Below are 17,408 nucleotides of genomic sequence, written 5' to 3' on the forward strand. Positions count from 1 at the left end.
AAAATTCGTGGTACGTCCCCTATATATTCCCAGCGTTCCCTTCTGTTACGTCCGAGCCGTTTTCCGTTGTCTTGACTTCGTAGTAGTGGTCTTGATCTTCTATCCGCACCCAGAAGTCGTAGTGTTCTCCCCAATCCGACTGACACTTCTGTCGTTCATCACTTCCATTCCCCCAAAAGCCCTCGGCTAACCGTCTGTCCCCCGGGGTGATGCAAAAATGGCCCGGATCATCCTTCTGCAGCATTGGAGATAGCCCCGCATAACGTTCAAACAGTCGATCTCGAACGTAGTCAAAGGCAACCTGCTCACCAGCACGTCCGACATCCTCCAGCGGTTGTATCGGGGGGCTTACGTTTGGCGGACCGACGGTCGGGACTTCAGGCGGGGAAACCACCAAGGGCGGCGAATCGATGGGAGGCGCTGGCGACCGTTCCACCGCCAGTTCCGCACCCTGCTGCCCACCCGCGGAGGGGACCCTTAAATCACCGATGTCAACGTGCGGCGGTCCTTTGCCTTCTTCGATAACAGGAGGTAAAGCAACTTCGGAAAACTCCCGAACGCCCAACCAGGCGAAGAACCTAAGCCAAGACTCGCGGTCGCCGTCTTCCGGAACGAAAACCGGCACGCCCGCGGGCCGTTCGGTTCCCGTATCGCGATCAATGGGCAGGTGCAGCTCCCGAATTGGCAGAAACGTTCCGTCACTTCCCTGAAGCCGAATCCAACTCGTGAGCTTCTCGTACACAGACGCTTCCAATAGCGTGGACTCTCCCACCTCTGAAAAGTATGTTTTCAATAACCGAACCTCGTCCCATGAGGAACCCGCCGCTCTCGAGATGATAGACTTAACGAATGCTTCCGGCCCTTCAGGAATTCGCAAGCGTTTGACTAGAAACTGCCTGACAACAGGCTCACGTGCAAGCCGCTCGTTAATGATAATGGTCGCGGCGGGACTGGGCACGCTTGGGCTCGGCACGAACACTTCAGCGATACGAGCGAGTATTCCCTCAGCGGTAGTCGGCAGAAACCGTACCCCTCCCATCTTTTGGATCCAGGTATTGGTTATTCCAGAGCCATCGGAAATATACTCAAAGAGCTTTTCCAGCCAATCGATGTCGGTCGCTTTGTGGTCCATCCAGCCTTCACTGGTCATCAAATCCAGCAAACGACGACGATTAAGAACCTCAACCTGCATTCCCGTTTTCCCGCAGAGGAAGTTTCGTGGCCGATCCTTATTCTCATGATTGCTTTTAATCAAACCCGAGACCAGGAATTTTCCTTCTGTAAGGAATGCGCCATCGGCTCCCGCGATCAATGCTCTCAGAGCGTCGGATTCGGGCCATACTACCTGCGCGGGACGGCACCAGTCGGAGAGATTGTTCCCGTCGACCAAGACTAACCGCGTCGAGCGGAGCATCCTGCACAATTCTTCCGTTACGGCATGGAACTCACCGCGCCCCTCATTCGCCATCGGCATGGCTTCATAGAGAAGTTGTCTCCACTGCGGATTTTCCCGGAACTCCTGCATCGCGGAGCCGATGGCTAACGGCAAGTTTTCAAATATCCACCGGTTCCATGCGCTGCCAGGCAGAAGGCGCTCACGATTCTGTGTAGTCAGAAAATCGGCGTGTACCGCAAACGGCAGCCCGCTGTCGTCGTCTTTGTGCACGGGAAAAAACGCCGACACCGTGCCGCCCCTATTAGGTTGGAAAACTACGGACCCAGTACCGTCAAGCACAATACGGAAGGCCAGCGAAATCAGGGGTCGAGATGACAAGAGGGCTGCAGTACAGTTAGGGGCGCTACCTCTCTTCCGCGTGTATTCCTCGATTGCACCGTCAGTTATTGCAATAGGATCGCCCATCTTCCATTTCGATGGGAAATGCGTAACTATCCACTTGCCTAGCACGTTTCCGGCTTCCGTTTCTGTGCTAAGGGGTGCCCGTACCAAATTGCAGATTAGGGGGCTGGCCGGATCGATGTCTTTGCGTAGGGACACAGAATGCCCAGAATATTCGTTTTTGACATTGATGGATGCAAGCTCTCTCAAGAAAAGCAGCGACGCCATGCCGTTATGGTTAGCTAAACCGTCGATTGCTTGCGATAGCGCTTCAATGTCTACGTCAGCGCGCAACGGCAACACGAAGGAAACCCAGTTTTCTATCGGCGGCAGGTACGGGGGTGTATTCTCGTCGTCGATCCAATGAGGAATGGCGACCCAAAGGTGCTCGTGGTCTTCATGCCAAGCTTTATTGAATTCAAACCTGCACTCCCTGGAGAAGATACGCGGGTTGTCGGTGATTCCTATAACCGTTTTGAAACCCAGGCCCTTGTAGCCAATTTTCCCAACGGCTTTTCGTTTCTGGTTCATACCGCACAAGCGTTCGACGTCACAAATATCGAAAGGCAATCCGTTGTTGGACACCACCAACACCCAGCCTTCCCGGTCGTTAAGAAGATTGAATTTGATGTCGATTCGGCGGCCGTCCGGGGCGCTATCCACCGCATTCTGGATAAGTTCGAGAATGAAGGCGAACTCGTCTGAGTAATCAGAGACAAACTGCGCGATGAAATTGTCGACAACAGCACCGACTGAGGCGGCCGCTTCGTAATCCCGCCGTATTTGTTCGATGCGGTTGCGGATATCGGAATTCAGAGCCATAAGCGCTTTGGAATTACGGTGACCGTCTACTAAATGGAATTACCCGAATTCCGGGGACAGTTTACTTATCTCCGCGGCTCCGAGAACCCGTTCTCAGACAATCCCCGGCGTGCTGCTTCCGCCGAGCAGGAGCGGGACGTAAGGACGCACCAACGCCGAAGATTCGTAAAGGGCGGATGCCCCGTGCTCACGTCGTCCGCCCAAGTCTCGTAGCCTGCCGGTGCCAAGGACGAGCCTAAGGCGGTGCCATCCGCTACCGCTGCCAAGACTACCCTCCACAACCCCATCAGGCAAACCCCGAGCCCCATCAAACTTGCCGCATGTCAAGAGGCGTGCGACGTTCGCCGGGCTTTTCCCTGACCAGCAGTGCCCCGTCTGCTGCACCCCCGTGGAGCCGAGCGCTGAGGCTGCCCCACGAAAAAGGCGGCCCGCGGGCCGCCTTGGTGCGCGCTGCCGGCAGGATGCCGGCACCACCGCAACCTCACCCCGTCGCCGTCCTAATCCACTCCACGCGCTTCCTCATCACCCCGTAGTAGACCACCGGGATGACGACGAGCGTCAGCACGGTGGAGGCGAGGAGGCCCAACAGGAGCCTCCTATGTCTGGCGGCGCCGCGGATCGCGACGGTCTCCGTAAACGGGCTTGGCGCTGCTGTAATGCCGATCAGAAGGGGTTTGCCTGGTCGTTATGTCCTCACCCGATTCCGCCAGTACCCCGGGCGCCTGGACTGGTGCGCGAAAGCGACCACGATAAACTCGGAAGCTTGCTCGCGGACGATGACGGAGTACGGAAATCGATTCAGTACAAGGCGCTTTGCCCCGCGCTTGCCGGCGAAGCCCGGCAGAGGTGTCAACGGCACGATCTCGCCTTCAAGAAGGTCCAGCGCGGCGTCGACGGCCTTTAAGAATTCGATGCCGAGTCCCTCGCGCTGGCGCTCGTACCATGCCGCGGCTTCTGCTGCCTCCTCGGCCGCGGCATCGAGAACCTTGACCGAGCGCTTCAAGGACTCTCGATCCGGTTGCGTATCCGTCGGCGCAGTTCTGCCCGGTCGACAAGGGCTGCCGTGCCGTCATCGAGTTGGTCGAGGCGCCGCAGAATCTCTGTGTCCCATGCTTCTGATGCATCGACGTCGGCGGGATCATCGAGACTGGCCAGGAGGTCATGGGCGAGCGCTGCCCGCTCGTTGACCGGCAGTTCGAAGGCTCTGGCTCGCAGAACATCAATCGCTCGGTTCGCCATGGGGGGCTCCAGTCGGTGAGAGGGCTCAGGCAGCAGCGTAACCTTCGGCTGCGGAACTGTCCCGCTAGATGTCTCGACAGTGTCGAGAGTCGCGCAGAGAGCGTCAAGCCGGCGAGCCGCGAGCACCGGCTCGCCGCTGATCTCGACGGGCGGCGCGCCGGTGTCCCGTCGGCGCCATCCCGGCTCAGCCGAGACTCCCGCCGGTGCCGGCAGGATGCCGGCACCACCGCAACCTCACCCCGTCGCCGTCCTAATCCACTCCACCCGCTTCCTCATCACCCCGTAGTAGACCACCGGAATCACCACCAGCGTCAGCACGGTGGAGACGAAGAGGCCGAACAGCAGCGACACGGCGAGCCCGGAGAAGATCGGGTCGTCGAGGATGAACACCGCGCCCGCCATGGCCGCAAGTGCGGTGAGCGCGATGGGCTTGGCGCGCACGACCGCGGAGTCGATCACGGCGTGCTCCAGGCTGCTGCCTTCGCGCACCTGCTGGTTGATGAAGTCCACCAGCAGGATGGAGTTGCGCACGATGATGCCGGCGAGCGCGATCATGCCGATCATGCTGGTGGCGGTGAATTGCGCACCGAGCAGCGCATGCCCCGGCATGATGCCGATGAGGGTGAGCGGGATCGGCGCCATGATAACCAGCGGGACCAGGTAACTGCGGAACTGCGCGACGACGAGCAGGTAGATCAGCAGCAGCCCGATGCCGTAGGCGAGCCCCATGTCGCGGAAGGTTTCATAGGTGATCTGCCATTCGCCGTCCCACTTGACGCTGAACTCGTAGGGGTTCTCCGGCGGCTGCAAGTACCACTGGGTGAGCCTCAGGTCGTCGGTGAGCTTGCCTGCGATGTCGAACAGGCCATAGAGCGGGCTGTCGGTCTTGCCGGCCATGTCGCCGACCACGTAGACCACGGGCAGCAGGTCCTTGTGGTAGATGCTGTGCTCGCGGGTGCTGTCGATGACCTCGACGATCTCGGATAAGGGCACCAACTGTCCGCCCATGGAGCGCACCCGCAGCGCCAGCACCTGCTCCAGGTCGGCCTTGTCGGCGGCGTCGTATTCGACGCGGATGGGCACGGCATATTTCACGTTCGCCCCGTGCAGGAAGCTCATGTCCTCGCCGGCGAGCACGGTGCCGAGCGCCTGGGCGACGCTGGCCTGCTCGACGCCTAAGCGCGCGGCCTTGGCGCGGTCTACGACGATGAGGAACTTCTTCGCCGGGTATTCCACGGAGTCGTCGATATCGACGATGTCCGCGGTGTCGGCGAACACGGCGCGCACCTGCTTGGCGATGTCGATCTGGCCCGCGTAGTCGATGCCGTAGACCTCCGCGACCAGGGGTGCGAGCACCGGCGGGCCGGGCGGGATCTCCACCAGCTTGGCGTTGCCGTCGTATTGGCGGGCGATCTCCTGCAAGGGCTCGCGCAGCCGCAGCGCGATCTTGTGGCTCTTGTCGTCGCGGTGATAATGGTCCACCAGGTTGACCTGGATGTCGCCCAGGTGCGCCGCCTCGCGCAGGTAATACTGGCGCACCAGGCCGTTGAAGTTGATGGGCGCGGCGGTGCCGGCATAGACCTGATAGTCGGCCACCTCCGGCACGGTGCTTAAGAATTCGCCCATCTCGGCGAGCACGCGGGCGGTCTGCTCCAGGCTGGTGCCCTCCGGCATGTCCAGCACGACCTGGAATTCGCTCTTGTTGTCGAAGGGCAGCATCTTCAGGATGACGACGCGGTTGACGGCGAGCAGCACGGAGCCGGCGATCAGCAGCAGGATGCCCGCGAGCAGCAGCCAGCGATTGAGGATGCCGCGCTTGCCGATCAGAAACGGCCCGATGAGCCGGTTGAACAGCCCGTTCATGAAGCCGCCGCCGCCCTGCCCTGTGTGGCCATCGGCATGGCCGTGGCCCGCATGCGCATGTCCGTCGCCGGCCAGCGCCGCCGCGTCGTGGCGCTTGCCGAGCAGCAGGTTGCTCATCCAGGGCGTGAAGACAAAGGCCACCACCAGGGAGATCAGCATGCCCATGGAGGCGTTGATGGGGATCGGGCTCATGTACGGCCCCATCAACCCGGTGACGAAGGCCATGGGCAGCAGCGCGGCGATGACGGTGAAGGTGGCGAGTATCGTCGGGCTGCCCACCTCGTCCACGGCGCCCGGCATCAGGTCCAGGAGCTTTTTCTTCGGCCACAGCGCCATGTGCCGGTGGATGTTCTCCACCACGACGATGGCGTCATCCACCAGGATGCCGATGGAGAAGATGAGCGCGAACAACGACACGCGGTTCAGCGTGAAGCCCCAGGCCCAGCTCGCGAACAGCGTCAGCGCCAGCGTGACGATGACCGCGGCGCCGACAATGAGCGATTCGCGCCAGCCGATGGCGAACAGCACCAGCACCACCACCGACAGCGTCGCGAAGGCGAGCTTGGTGATGAGCTTTTGCGCCTTGTAGTCGGCGGTCTCGCCGTAGTTGCGGGTGATGCTGACCTCCACACCGTCGGGGATGAAGGTGCCCTGGAGCTGGCCAAAGCGCGCCACCACGCGCTCGGCGATGTCCACGGCGTTCTCGCCCTCCTGCTTGGCCACGGCGATGGTCACCGCGGGCGTCGCGCAGCCCATGGCGAGCGCGCAGTCGGTGCCCGCGACGGGCGCATCGGCGCCGACGGCGTGCCGGGCGCCCGGCCCCATACCCATCCAGACGTAGCTGTCCGGCACCTGCGGGCCGCGCTCGATGCCGGCGACGTCGCGCAGGTACACCGGCCGCCCGCCGTGCAGGCCCACCACCAGCGCGCCGATCTCATCGGGGTTGGTGAGGAAGGTGCCGGCCTGCACCAGCACCTCGGTGTTGTCGGCGACGATGCCGATGTCGTCGCGGATGCGGTTGCTCGCCTGCAGCGCCCGGCGCAGGTCGGTGATGTCGATGCCGTGGGCGGCGAGCGCCTGCGGGTCGAGCACCACGCGCACCACCTGCTCCGGCACGCCGATGGTGTAGACATCGCGCGTGCCGTCCACGCGCTTGATCTCCTGCTCGATGGCGTGCGCGACCTGGCCCAGCTCGTAGGCACCCACCGCCGGGTCCTTCGACCACAGCGTCGCGCTCAGGATAGGCACGTCGTCGATACCCTTGGGCTTGATCAGGGGCGCGCCGACGCCGAGGTTCGGCGGCAGCCAGTCCTGGTTGGACATGACCTTGCTGTGCAGCCGCACGATGGCTTCCGTGCGATCCTCGCCCACCGTGAACTGCACGGTGATGATGGCCATGCCGGGGCGCGACACGCTGTAGATGTGCTCGACGCCCTTGATCTCGGAGAGCACCTGCTCGGCGGGGCCGGCAATGAGATGCTCCACCTCGCTCGCCGACGCACCCGGATAGGGGATGAATACGTCGGCGAAGGTGACGTTGATCTGCGGCTCTTCCTCGCGCGGCGTCACCAGAATGGCGAACAGCCCGAGCAGTAGCCCGACCACGGCCAGCAGCGGCGTGATCTCGGTGTTCTGAAAGCGCGCGGCGATGCGCCCGGAGAGGCCGAGCCCGGCGCCGCTGCCCGCGCCGGCGCTGCTCCCGCCGGCGGCTTCGATGCGGTCAAGCTCAGCCATCGCGGCCACCCTGCACCAGCGCCGTTGCCTGCGCCTTCAACGCGACGCCGGCGGCAATGGGGTCGAGCGCGACGGTCTCGCCGGGGCTCAAGCCCGACAGCACCACCAGCGCATCGCCTAAGTTGCGCCCGACGCGGATCTGGCGCAGGTGCACGTCGCCGTCGGGGTCCAGCACATACACGCCGGTCACCTCGGAGCGATAGACCACGGCCTCGGTCGGCACCGTCAGCTCCTCCTTCTTGCCGGTGATGATGCCGGTCTTGACGAACATGCCGGGGAACAGGTCCGCAACCTGCCCGGACAGGTCGAGCCGCACCTGGAAGGTGTTGGAGCCTAAGTCCGCGAAGGGGAAGACGGTGATGCGCGCCGGCTGCACCACCTCGTCGCCCGGCAGATAGACGTTCACCTCGCCGATCTCGCGCACGGCGGACACCACGCTCTGCGGCACGTCCACGGTCACGCGCAGCTCCTCCAGCGAGATGCCGCTCATCACCGGCTGGCCGGGGCTCGCGATCTCGCCGAGCTGCATGTGGCGGTTCGTGACCAGGCCGGAGTACGGCGCGCGGATCTCGGTGTACTTGAGCTGCTCCTGCGCCTGCTCCAGCGCGGCCTGGGCGGCATCGAGCCGGGCCTCGGCGCTGGCCAGCTCGGCCTCCGCGTTGTCCATCTCGGAGGCGGAGGCGTTCTTCTTCTTGAACAGGCCCTCGACGCGGGCGTATTCGTCGGTGGCGCGCACGCGCTGCGCCGTCGCGGACTTCAGCTCCGCGGCGGCCTGCGCGACACGGGCGCGGTGCTCGGTGTCGCGCAGCCGCGCGATCACGTCGCCCTTGTTCACGAAATCGTCTACGTCGTAGAGGATCTCTTCCACTTGGCCCTGGGTCTGGGCCGAGACGGTGGTGCGGTTCACCGCCTCGACGACGCCGTCGAGGCGGTACTCCCGCGGCACGGTGCGGTGGGTGACTTCGGCGGTGGGGAACGAGGCGGCCTGCACGGCTGCCGCCTCCGCGGCGACGGCGCCCTGCGTGCCGAACAACAAGGCGAGCCCCGGCAGCAGCGCCGTAAAGATGTGTCGATGGTTCATGTCGGTGTCGGTCCGCAAAACATTAGATTTCGCTAATATACCTGTACTTGATTGATTCAGCCAATTTTTTGAGCAGCTTGCCGGCCTGACGGTGCCGGATGCGTGCAGATGTGGGGGAAGGGCCGAGGGCCGAGGGCCAAGGGAGCGCTCCTCGGCCCTCGGCCCGCCCTGCCCTCTGCCCTCCGCCCTCGGCCCTCGACCCTCGGCCCTCGGCCCTTCATGTTCATCTACACTATGGCCCATAGTGCCACCATGACCCGGCGCAGCCGCCGATCAGTCGGCGCGGCGGCATCGACCACGCCCCGCGCGGGGGAATCCGGGCTAAGCTATCGGCAGCCATTCGCCGAGAAATGATCCCGATGCACGCCATCGCCGACTACACGACCTATTACGCGACTTACGACGACACGCCGCGGGAAGACCACGTGGTGTTTCTGTCCGGCCTGACCTGGGACGACTATGAGCGTCTGCTCGACATGCGCGGCGACCACTCCGCGCCCCGTATCTCTTACCTGGAAGGAACCGTCGAGATCTTGAGCCCGTCGCAAACCCATGAAGGCATCAAGTCCGTGATCGGCCGCTTGGTCGAGACCTACTGCGCCGAGCGCGGCATCGAGTTTTCCACATACGGCGCCTGGACGCTGAAGGACGAGCCCCGCGAGCGCGGCGCGGAGCCGGACGAATGCTGGATCTTCGGCACCGACGATGCAGAGCGCCCGCACTTGGTCATTGATGTGGTCTGGACCGCCGGGCGCATCGACAAGCTCGACATCTACCGCCAGCTCGGCGTCCGGGAGGTCTGGTACTGGCAGAAGGGCAAGCTCCAGCCCTACTGCCTGCGCGGCGGGCGCTACGAGACCGTGGCCCGAAGCGAGGTGCTGCCGGGGCTCGACCTGGCCCTCCTCACCCGCTTCATCGCCGAGCCCACCACCTCTGCCGCCATCCGCGGCTTTCGTGCGGCGCTGGCGCCGGGCCGCTGACGCGCACTACAACGCGCACTACAACACGCACTAAAACGCGCACTATAGCGCGCACTATAGCGCGCACTATAGGCTGCTCTGCTGGAGGCGCTGCACCAGATGCCGGCGGGCGTGCAGCCGACGAACGGCTGTCGCCTGGCGAAGCCACCGACGCCGAGATAAGGATTATCCTGGTCATGCCGTCACACACGCGCGGTAGCCCCTGCGGCCCGCGATGGTTAGAATCCGCCGGAAGCCATTGCCTCACCGAGTCCGCCGGGCGAGGCTCACCGCTCGTCAACGCCAGTCCCGATGTCCATGCCTCCTGCCAGCGCCGTTCCCCTCCCGGGGCCAGAGCAACACCGCCTCCTCGCAGCCTGGGTCGCCGAGCAGACCGAACGGCTCGACGCCGGCGCGCGTGCCGCGCTTGAGGCCGCGCAGCCGGACTGGCGCGCACAGACCGCGCAGCTCATCGCCGAGGGGCTGCTCGCCTACATCGTGCTGGAGATGGTCGCCCCCGACCTCGCCATCGCGCAGGCCGGCGGCGGGCACGCGCTGAGCGACGCGGACCTCACGGAGCGCCTGGTGGCACACCTCACAGATTTCATCGACTACCGCGCAGAGCTCGCCGAGCGCGGCGGTCCCCACGTCGGCACCGCCTGCGGGCACGCCGACCATCACCATTAGCGCCCATGAAACAGGCGCCAAGCAACTTCCCCAAGCCCGGCCCCCGAGACAGGCCAAGATGAGCATGACAGACGAGAGTGAGTTCGAGGCCCTGTTGCGGGAGCTGGAAAAGACCGAGCAGGCCGTGGCCGAGCGGCCAAAGCCCGGTGACCGGGTCAAGGGGCAAGTGATCGCCGTCGGCGAGGAGCAGGTGTTCGTGGACTTGGGCGGAAAGGCCGAGGGCACCATGGACATCGCCAACCTCAAGGACAAGGAAGGCAACCTCAGCGTCGCCGTGGGCGACGAGCTGGAGGCGGTCATCGCGAGCATCGACCCCGAAACCGGCGCCATCGCCCTCGGTGGCAAGCACGGCAAGAGCCTGCACGGCGCCGACGAGCTGGAGGCGGCGTACCGCCAGGGCCTGCCCGTCGAGGGCACCTTCTCCGGCACCACCAAGGGCGGGCTGGACGTACAGATCGCGGGGCACCGCGCGTTCTGCCCCGCCTCGCAGGCGGACATCCGCTTCATCGAGGACCTGTCCACGCTCGTCGGCGAGCGCCACGCCTTCCGCATCACCAAGCTCGAGGCCGGCAAGCGGCTGAACATGGTGGTGTCGCGCCGCGCTCTGCTCGAAGAAGAACGCGCCGCGCAGGCCGACGCGCTGAAAGACAACCTCAAGGAAGGCGCCGTCATGAACGGCCGGGTCGTCGGCATCAAGGAGTTCGGCGCCTTCGTGGATTTGGGCGGCGTCGAGGGCATGGTGCACATCAGCGAGATGTCGCTGGCCCGCATCAATCACCCCGAGGAGATCCTGACCCTTGGCCAGGAGATCGAGGTGCTGGTGCTGCGCATCGAGGACACCGGCAACCCGAAGCGCCCGCAGAAGATCGCACTGTCCATCCGCGCGCTGGCGAAGGACCCCTGGTCCGACGTGACCAACCGCTACCGCCCCGGCACCCGCCTCGATGGGCGCGTGACGCGCACGCAGCCCTTCGGCGCCTTCATCGAGCTGGAGCCCGGCATCGAGGGCATGATCCACATCTCCGAGCTCGGTGCCGGCCGCCGCCTGAACCACCCGGATGAGGTGCTGCGCACCGGCCAGCAGGTGCAGGTGACGGTGCTCAAGGTGGAGCCCGACCGCAAGCGCATCGGCCTGTCCATGGCCGCCGAGACCAGCGCCCCGGAAGCAGAGGACTACTACGCGCAAGAGCAGCGCGGCAAGGGCGGCGGTCGCCGCGGGCGCCGCGACGAGGCCCCGGAGCCCGACGACCGCATGGGCACCTTCGGCGACCTGCTGAAGCAGAAGATGGGGCGGGATGAGTGAAGGTTTGAAGGGTGAAGTTTGAAGCGGGAAGGGTGAGGTTTGAAGGGTGAAGGGTGAAGGGTGAAGTTTGAAGGGTGAAGTTTGAAGGGTGAAGGGTGAAGGGTGAAGGACGGACTGAGCACGCGGACGCCTTGCGCCTGCTCGGCGTCGCGGTCATCGCCCGCCCGCCGCATCGCCGCCAAACCTGACAAACGCCAATGTCCGGGTCGCCCGATCGGCGCACAATGCCGGGCCAACTTCACGCGGAGACGAGCCCATGCCCGAGACCAAGCCGGACGACAAGGCACCCTGGATCACTTACCGGCCGGAGCTCAAGGTGCTCGACTGCACCGTGCGCGACGGCGGCCTGGTGAATTCGCACCAGTTCAGCGACGAGTTCGTCCGCGCCGTCTACGATGCCTGCGTCAAGGCCGGCATCGACTATATGGAAATCGGCTACAAGAACTCGAAGAAGACCTTCCCGGCCGGCAAGTTCGGCCCCTGGCGTCACTGCGACGAGGCGGACCTTAAGCGCGTCGTCGGCGACCACGACGCCGAGCGCACCGGGCTCAAGCTCGCGGCCATGGCCGACGCCGGCAAGTCCGACTGGCAGACGGACATCGTGCCGGCGGCGGACAGCCCGCTCAGCATGATCCGCGTCGCCTTCTACGCCCATCAGCTCTCGGAGGCGGTGGCCATGATCCGCCACGCGGCGGAGCTCGGCTACGAGACCACGGCCAACCTGATGTCGGTGTCGACCCTCGCCGATGACGAGATCGACACCGTGCTCGCCGCCGTCGCCGAGACGCCGGCCAGCACCATGGTCATCGTCGACAGCTTCGGCCACCTCTACCGCGAGCAGGTGGACAAGCTCTACCGCACGTACACCCAGGCGCTGGAAGGCACCGGCAAAGAGATCGGCATCCACGCCCACAACAACATGCAGCTCGCGTTCGCGAACACCATCGAGGCCATCATCCTCGGCTGCAACCGCGTGGATGCGACCATGTTCGGCTTCGGCCGCGGCGCCGGCAATTGCCACACGGAGCTGTTGCTCGGCTTCCTGCGCAATCCGAAGTTCGATCTGCGCCCCATCATCGACGTGATCCAGCACCACATCGTGCCGCTGCGCCGCGACATCGAGTGGGGACCGCTCCTGCCGTACAACCTCACCGGTGCGCTCAATCAGCACCCGCGTGCGGCCATCGAATGGCGCGAGGGCGAGCAGCGGGACGACTTCCTCGCCTTCTACGACAAGGTCGTCGCCGAGATCTGAACGAAGGGCCGAGTGCCAGGAGCGAGGTGCCCTCCTCGGCCCTCGGCCCTCGGCCCTCGGCCCTTGCCTCTCTCAGCCCTGCTCCATCAGCAGCCGCAGATCGATCATGGCCGCATTGACGCGCGCAATGTAGGAAGCCGCCACCATGGAGTGATTGGCGAAGAAGCCGAGGCCGTTGCCGTTCAGCACCACGGGGCTTCGCAGCCGCTTGATGGCGCCGCTCAGGTCCTGAATGATCCGTGCCACCTGCGCCTCGGCGTGCTTGTCCGCGAGCATGGGGCCGAAGTCCTGCTCCACCGCGCGCATCAGGTGCAGCAGCGACCAGGCGTAGCCGCGCGCGCAGTAGAACACCTCGGTCACACGCCGCGATTCCAGGTCGCCGCCGGGGTTACCCGCGCCGGCTGCGGACCCCTCGCCGATCCCGATGGGCGCCAATCCGCCACCGACCGCAGCGCCCAGGCGCACGCCGAAGTTGCCGAGCCGCTTCTCCACCATGCGCAGGTAGTCCGCCAGGCTGTCCGCGCGCGGATGAAAGACCGCGCGACCGTTGGCCAAGTCCGCAAAATAGGCACGCAGCGCTTCGGTGCCCTCCTGATAGCTGCCCTCCGCCGCGGGCAGCACCCAGGCCTTCGGGTCCATCGCAAACCTCATGTCCGCGCGCTTCACGTCCAGATTCTCGATGGACTGGGACTGCGCACGGCTGAAACCGTCCCGCAGCGCCTGCACGGCGTCGCGTATGGCCATCACACCGCCGCATTCCCAGCTCGGACCGTTCTTCATCAGCGCGCCCGGCGGCAGCCGATCGTTGTGCAAAAAGCCGCCGGGCTTGTGCAGCAAGGTCTCGCCGATGGCGATGGTCGCCGCCGTAAAGGCCGTGCCCGGCACCGCCTCGCCGCCGCTCTGTTGGAGCTCGGCGCGCGTCACCTCGGCGACGTCGAAGGGGTCCGGCTGCCATCCCCACCACAGCATCAGGGTCAGGTTCAGCACCAGCACCACCCCGGCTGCCGCGAGGAGCCAGCGCCACGGACCGCCCCGGGCGCCGCGCGCACGCGGCGTCGTTTGGGGCGTCGCTTGGGCCGGCTGCGCCGACATGGAGCCATCGGCCGGGCCAAGGCGGCGCTCGGGCGGCGTGGCGGCGGAGAACTGCTTCATCGCTATTGCCTCTTTCCGTGCGCGGCATGCGGCGGTGGTCCGCCAACCGCAGAAGGAAAGGAGATTAGCGATTTCTAATGTTCCAGCAATTGCGCATCGGCAATTTCCTCGTCCCGCACGCGGATATCGCGGTCGACGACCGCCGAAGACCGACGCCGCGGCTGCGAAATTTGTCAATGCGTCGTTGCAGACCCGTTGACTAGACTGCTGCGCTATTCGGGCCGGCACCGGTGTCGCCCGCCTCATCAACGGCTTCCGCTCCCGGAGACGATATGACTACGCAAGCAACACTAACGGCCGACATGCCGCAATCAGCCGCCGCCAAGGCGCCGCCGACATCGGCCGAGTCGGGCAAGCGGCTGGAGCACTTCCCGGCCGCCTTCTTCGCGATGGTGATGGGCTTCGCCGGGCTCACCATCGCCTGGGAGAAGGCCGAGGCCGTGCTCCGCGCGGATTTCCCGTTCGTGCCCTGGCTCATCGGCGCCACGACGCTGCTCTTCGCCGGGCTCGCGCTGATCTATGCCGCGAAGATTCTGCTGCACCCGGGCGCGGTGCGCGCGGAGCTGCGCCATCCGGTGCGCCTCAATTTCATGCCTACCATTGCCATCAGCTTGCTGCTGTTGGCCATCGTCTATCTGCATACCGCGCCGGCGGCGAGCCAATGGCTCTGGATCACCGGCGCCGCGTTGCAGCTCGGCTTCACGCTCTTCGTCATCAACTCATGGATTCACCACGAGCACTTTCAGATCCTGCACATGAACCCCGCCTGGTTCATCCCGGCCGTGGGCAACGTGCTGGTGCCGGTCGCCGGCGTGCCGCTCGGCTACGAGCTCACGTCCTGGTTCTTCTTCAGCATCGGCATCCTGCTCTGGCCGGTGCTGCTCACCATCGTGTTCAACCGCGTGCTGTTCCACCAGCCGCTGCCGGAGCGGCTGATGCCGACGCTGTTTATTCTCATCGCGCCGCCGGCCGTAGGTTTCATCGCCTACGTTCGGCTCACCGGCGGCGTGGACGTGTTTGCGCAGTTCCTCTACTTCTCGGCGCTCTTTTTCACGCTGATGTTGACGACGCAGGTGACGCGCTTCCTGCGCATCCGCTTTTATCTTTCATGGTGGGCCTACTCCTTCCCGCTCGCGGCGATGAGCATCGCAAGCATGCTGATGGCGGAGACTACCGGCAACGTCGGCTTTCTGTACTTCGGCTTCGGCGTGCTGACCATGCTGTCCGGCATCGTCGTGCTGCTCTTGGTGCAGACCGTGCGCGCCGTCGGCACGCGCGGCATCTGCATGCCTGAGTGAGCCCCGCGCGCACGCCCCTCGCCCAACCGAGCACGGAGTCGAACCGACCATGAACACCCCGAACCAGACCCATCCGGCCCCCGCCGCCGCCCGCACCGGCGCGAAGACGGGGCTGCGCAACACCGCCATCCTCGGCCTGCTCGCGACGCTGTTCGCGGGCGGCCTCGGCCTGCTCTACGTGCTGCTGCCCGGCGCCGAGCTGCGGCTCGCGCGCGAGGCGCCGAAGGCCGAGGCCACGCCCGCGGCAGCGGCGCCGGCCGCCGAGACGGCCCCGCCGCCACCGGCGGTCACGGCAGAGCCCGCAGCCGTCGAAGCGGCCGCAGCGGCGGCCCTGGCCGCACTGGAGGCCGAGCTCGCCGCCACCCGTGCGCGGGTGGATGATCTCGCGGAGCAGGCCGTCGGCTTTGCCGAGGCAGGCTCGCGCCTCGACGCGCTGGAGAGCGACGTCGCCGCGGCCCGCGCCGCGGCGGACGCCGCCGCCGCGCAGGCGGCGGAGGTCGCCGCGCGCTACACCGGGCTCACCGGCGACTACGCCCGGCTCGGCGCCCGCTTCACGTCCGCGGGCGTGCTGATCCGCCTGGACGACGCGGCGCTGGGCTTCGCGCCCGGCAGCGCCGAGCTGCCCGCCGCCGCCGACGCGGCGCTGACGGACATCGCAGACTTCCTGAAGCGCCACCCGGGCCAGCGCGCGCAGCTCCGCGGGCATACCGATGCCACCGGCCAGGCCGCCACCAACGTCCGGCTGTCCGGCGAGCGAGCGGCAGCGGTCCGCAATGCCCTGATCGACCTCGGCGTACCGGCGGAGCGGCTCAGCATCGAGGGTGTCGGCGCCGCCGAGCCCATCGCCGACAACGCCACCGCCGCCGGCCGCGGCCAAAACCGGCGGGTGGATATCCTGCTCGGCACGGACAACACGGCGGGCTAGGACGACATCCGCTCTTATCGTTGTCGTGGTCGTTGTCGTAATCGTCCTTCATCACCGTTCCGGCCAGTCGACCGCGCTGGGCGCGTAGCCAGGGCTTCCAGCCCTGGTTCGGTCAGGCCAGGATGGCCTGACTACGCAGTCGGTGCCGGCGGGCAGATCGCAGAGGATCAACCGACGAACCCGCCGCCGATCGACTCCAGGTAGCCGATCGCATCCTCGGTTCGGCCTTCCTGTACCAGTTGGAACAGCGTCTTGTGGCGGAACGCCGCAATGGGTGCGTTCTTGACCAGAAAGATCGCGCGTTCCGGGTCCGGCTGCACCGCCGTGGCGGCCGATAACACCCGCATCAGATCCCGCAGCGCGGATTGCAGTCTTGGCGACTCCGGATGGCTGCGCAGGGTGTTGCGATGGACCCCCGCCAGCTCGGCAATGTCCTGCTGCTGCAGGCCGAGGACGGCGGCGACGCCCGCCGCCGAGAAGCGCGAGGTCCCGGGTTCCCGCGTCGATTCGAGCACGTCTGCAAACAGCGCGGCCATGGCGTTGCAACCCCAAGGGCATCCAGGAATGCGCACAGTCTATGCACAGTGCAGGCACAGCTCAAGCGCCAGCCCATGCCGCGGGCCATCGCGACGGTTCACGCTCCTGCTGCATCCGGGCACATCCTGTGCCGGCGGCCCATCAGCCCAGCTTCAGCAGCCCCATCACCTGCTCCACCACCTTCAGCACCGGCGCCACCTTGTCGGCCAGACCGCGGGCGCTGTTCAGCAGCGCCTCCGCGCTGGCCGCGAGCAGCGCCGGGTTGCGCGGCTGCGCGCCGGCCTTGTCGATCAGCTCGCCGGTCAGGGTGGCCACCGCCTCGGCCTCCGCGGCCTGCGCCGGCGGCACCTGCTGCAACAGCGCGGACAGCTCCGCCGTCTGGCGGGCCAGCTCGGCGCGGGTGGCCGCGTCGGTGTCCGGCAGCGTGCCGATGGCCTGGGTCACGTGGTCCAGGCTGGACTCCAGTGCCATGTCCGCCCCCCGCCGTCGTCCACGCCCTACCCGCTGCGCATGCAGCCGGACCCCCGATGCCAGGACAAGACTTCTGCCTGATCTCCTGCAAGGTGCACGACGGCTGGTGCGCGACCGCGGAAGTCCCGAGGCCGCCCGCCCCCGGGTACGCCGACTTCAGTCGGCCGCCCGGGAAAGCGAGCTGCCGTCGGCCGCAAGCCCATGATCGAACATTCGGTACACGCGTCAACCAGGTCAGCGTGGCG

Annotated in this window: 14 protein-coding genes; 6 read left to right on the forward strand and 8 right to left on the reverse strand. The window is 65.8% G+C overall.

All coding sequences use genetic code 11. The features are described from left to right. Positions 1–19 precede the first annotated feature (19 nt). From ML01_RS28775 to ML01_RS14030, 5 genes are all read right to left on the reverse strand, one after another. Positions 20–2,659 carry an ATP-binding protein gene (locus ML01_RS28775; protein ID WP_156427723.1) on the reverse strand — a complete coding sequence of 880 codons (2,640 nt, stop codon included), beginning with the start codon at positions 2,657–2,659 and terminating at the stop codon, positions 20–22. 685 nt (positions 2,660–3,344) lie between these two features. Next, positions 3,345–3,662, reverse strand: coding sequence for a hypothetical protein (locus tag ML01_RS14020; RefSeq protein ID WP_058556024.1), 318 nt, complete (start codon positions 3,660–3,662; stop codon positions 3,345–3,347). Further along, complete coding sequence (locus ML01_RS27365; RefSeq protein ID WP_082674278.1) at positions 3,659–3,898, reverse strand: addiction module protein; 240 nt, start codon at positions 3,896–3,898, stop codon at positions 3,659–3,661. Before ML01_RS27365 ends, ML01_RS14020 begins: the two co-directional genes overlap by 4 nt. A 234-nt stretch (positions 3,899–4,132) precedes the next feature. After that, on the reverse strand, positions 4,133–7,495 hold the full coding sequence (locus tag ML01_RS14025; protein WP_082674288.1) for an efflux RND transporter permease subunit: 3,363 nt from the start codon (positions 7,493–7,495) through the stop codon (positions 4,133–4,135). Beyond that, positions 7,488–8,576, reverse strand: a complete 1,089-nt coding sequence (locus ML01_RS14030) for an efflux RND transporter periplasmic adaptor subunit (protein ID WP_082674289.1) — start codon at positions 8,574–8,576, stop codon at positions 7,488–7,490. Before ML01_RS14030 ends, ML01_RS14025 begins: the two co-directional genes overlap by 8 nt. 359 nt (positions 8,577–8,935) lie before the next feature. Here ML01_RS14030 and ML01_RS14035 point away from each other — a divergent pair, with 359 nt between their 5' ends. The 4 genes from ML01_RS14035 to ML01_RS14050 all read left to right on the forward strand — a co-directional run bounded on the left by ML01_RS14035 (position 8,936) and on the right by ML01_RS14050 (position 12,780). Further along, a complete protein-coding gene (locus tag ML01_RS14035; RefSeq protein ID WP_058556076.1) occupies positions 8,936–9,556 on the forward strand; it encodes a Uma2 family endonuclease in 621 nt (206 codons plus the stop codon). A 297-nt stretch (positions 9,557–9,853) separates the two neighbouring features. Beyond that, complete coding sequence (locus tag ML01_RS14040; protein WP_162268025.1) at positions 9,854–10,222, forward strand: hypothetical protein; 369 nt, start codon at positions 9,854–9,856, stop codon at positions 10,220–10,222. A gap of 58 nt (positions 10,223–10,280) precedes the next feature. Then, positions 10,281–11,525 carry a 30S ribosomal protein S1 gene (locus tag ML01_RS14045; protein ID WP_254045256.1) on the forward strand — a complete coding sequence of 415 codons (1,245 nt, stop codon included), beginning with the start codon at positions 10,281–10,283 and terminating at the stop codon, positions 11,523–11,525. A gap of 256 nt (positions 11,526–11,781) precedes the next feature. Further along, the gene (locus tag ML01_RS14050) at positions 11,782–12,780 is read left to right on the forward strand and encodes an aldolase catalytic domain-containing protein (RefSeq protein ID WP_058556026.1); all 999 of its coding nucleotides are present in this window, start codon (positions 11,782–11,784) and stop codon (positions 12,778–12,780) included. Positions 12,781–12,852: 72 nt separating this feature from the next. Here the strand turns inward: ML01_RS14050 and ML01_RS14055 are convergent, their stop codons facing one another. Then, a complete protein-coding gene (locus ML01_RS14055; protein ID WP_058556027.1) occupies positions 12,853–13,932 on the reverse strand; it encodes a DUF2333 family protein in 1,080 nt (359 codons plus the stop codon). A gap of 302 nt (positions 13,933–14,234) precedes the next feature. Between ML01_RS14055 and ML01_RS14060 the strand changes: the two genes are divergently transcribed. Together ML01_RS14060 and ML01_RS14065 are read left to right on the forward strand one after the other, a co-directional pair. Continuing rightward, a complete protein-coding gene (locus tag ML01_RS14060; protein ID WP_058556028.1) occupies positions 14,235–15,230 on the forward strand; it encodes an SLAC1 anion channel family protein in 996 nt (331 codons plus the stop codon). 49 nt (positions 15,231–15,279) lie between these two features. After that, positions 15,280–16,155 (forward strand): OmpA family protein, encoded by an 876-nt coding sequence (locus tag ML01_RS14065; RefSeq protein WP_058556029.1) that lies wholly within the window; start codon positions 15,280–15,282, stop codon positions 16,153–16,155. Positions 16,156–16,322: 167 nt separating this feature from the next. Here ML01_RS14065 and ML01_RS14070 read toward each other — a convergent pair whose 3' ends face one another. Further along, the gene (locus tag ML01_RS14070) at positions 16,323–16,691 is read right to left on the reverse strand and encodes a hypothetical protein (protein ID WP_058556030.1); all 369 of its coding nucleotides are present in this window, start codon (positions 16,689–16,691) and stop codon (positions 16,323–16,325) included. A 142-nt stretch (positions 16,692–16,833) separates the two neighbouring features. Beyond that, positions 16,834–17,163, reverse strand: coding sequence for a hypothetical protein (locus tag ML01_RS14075; RefSeq protein WP_058556031.1), 330 nt, complete (start codon positions 17,161–17,163; stop codon positions 16,834–16,836). Positions 17,164–17,408 lie beyond the last annotated feature (245 nt).

The organism is Thiohalocapsa sp. ML1 (assembly GCF_001469165.1).
Lineage (GTDB): Bacteria > Pseudomonadota > Gammaproteobacteria > Chromatiales > Chromatiaceae > Thiohalocapsa.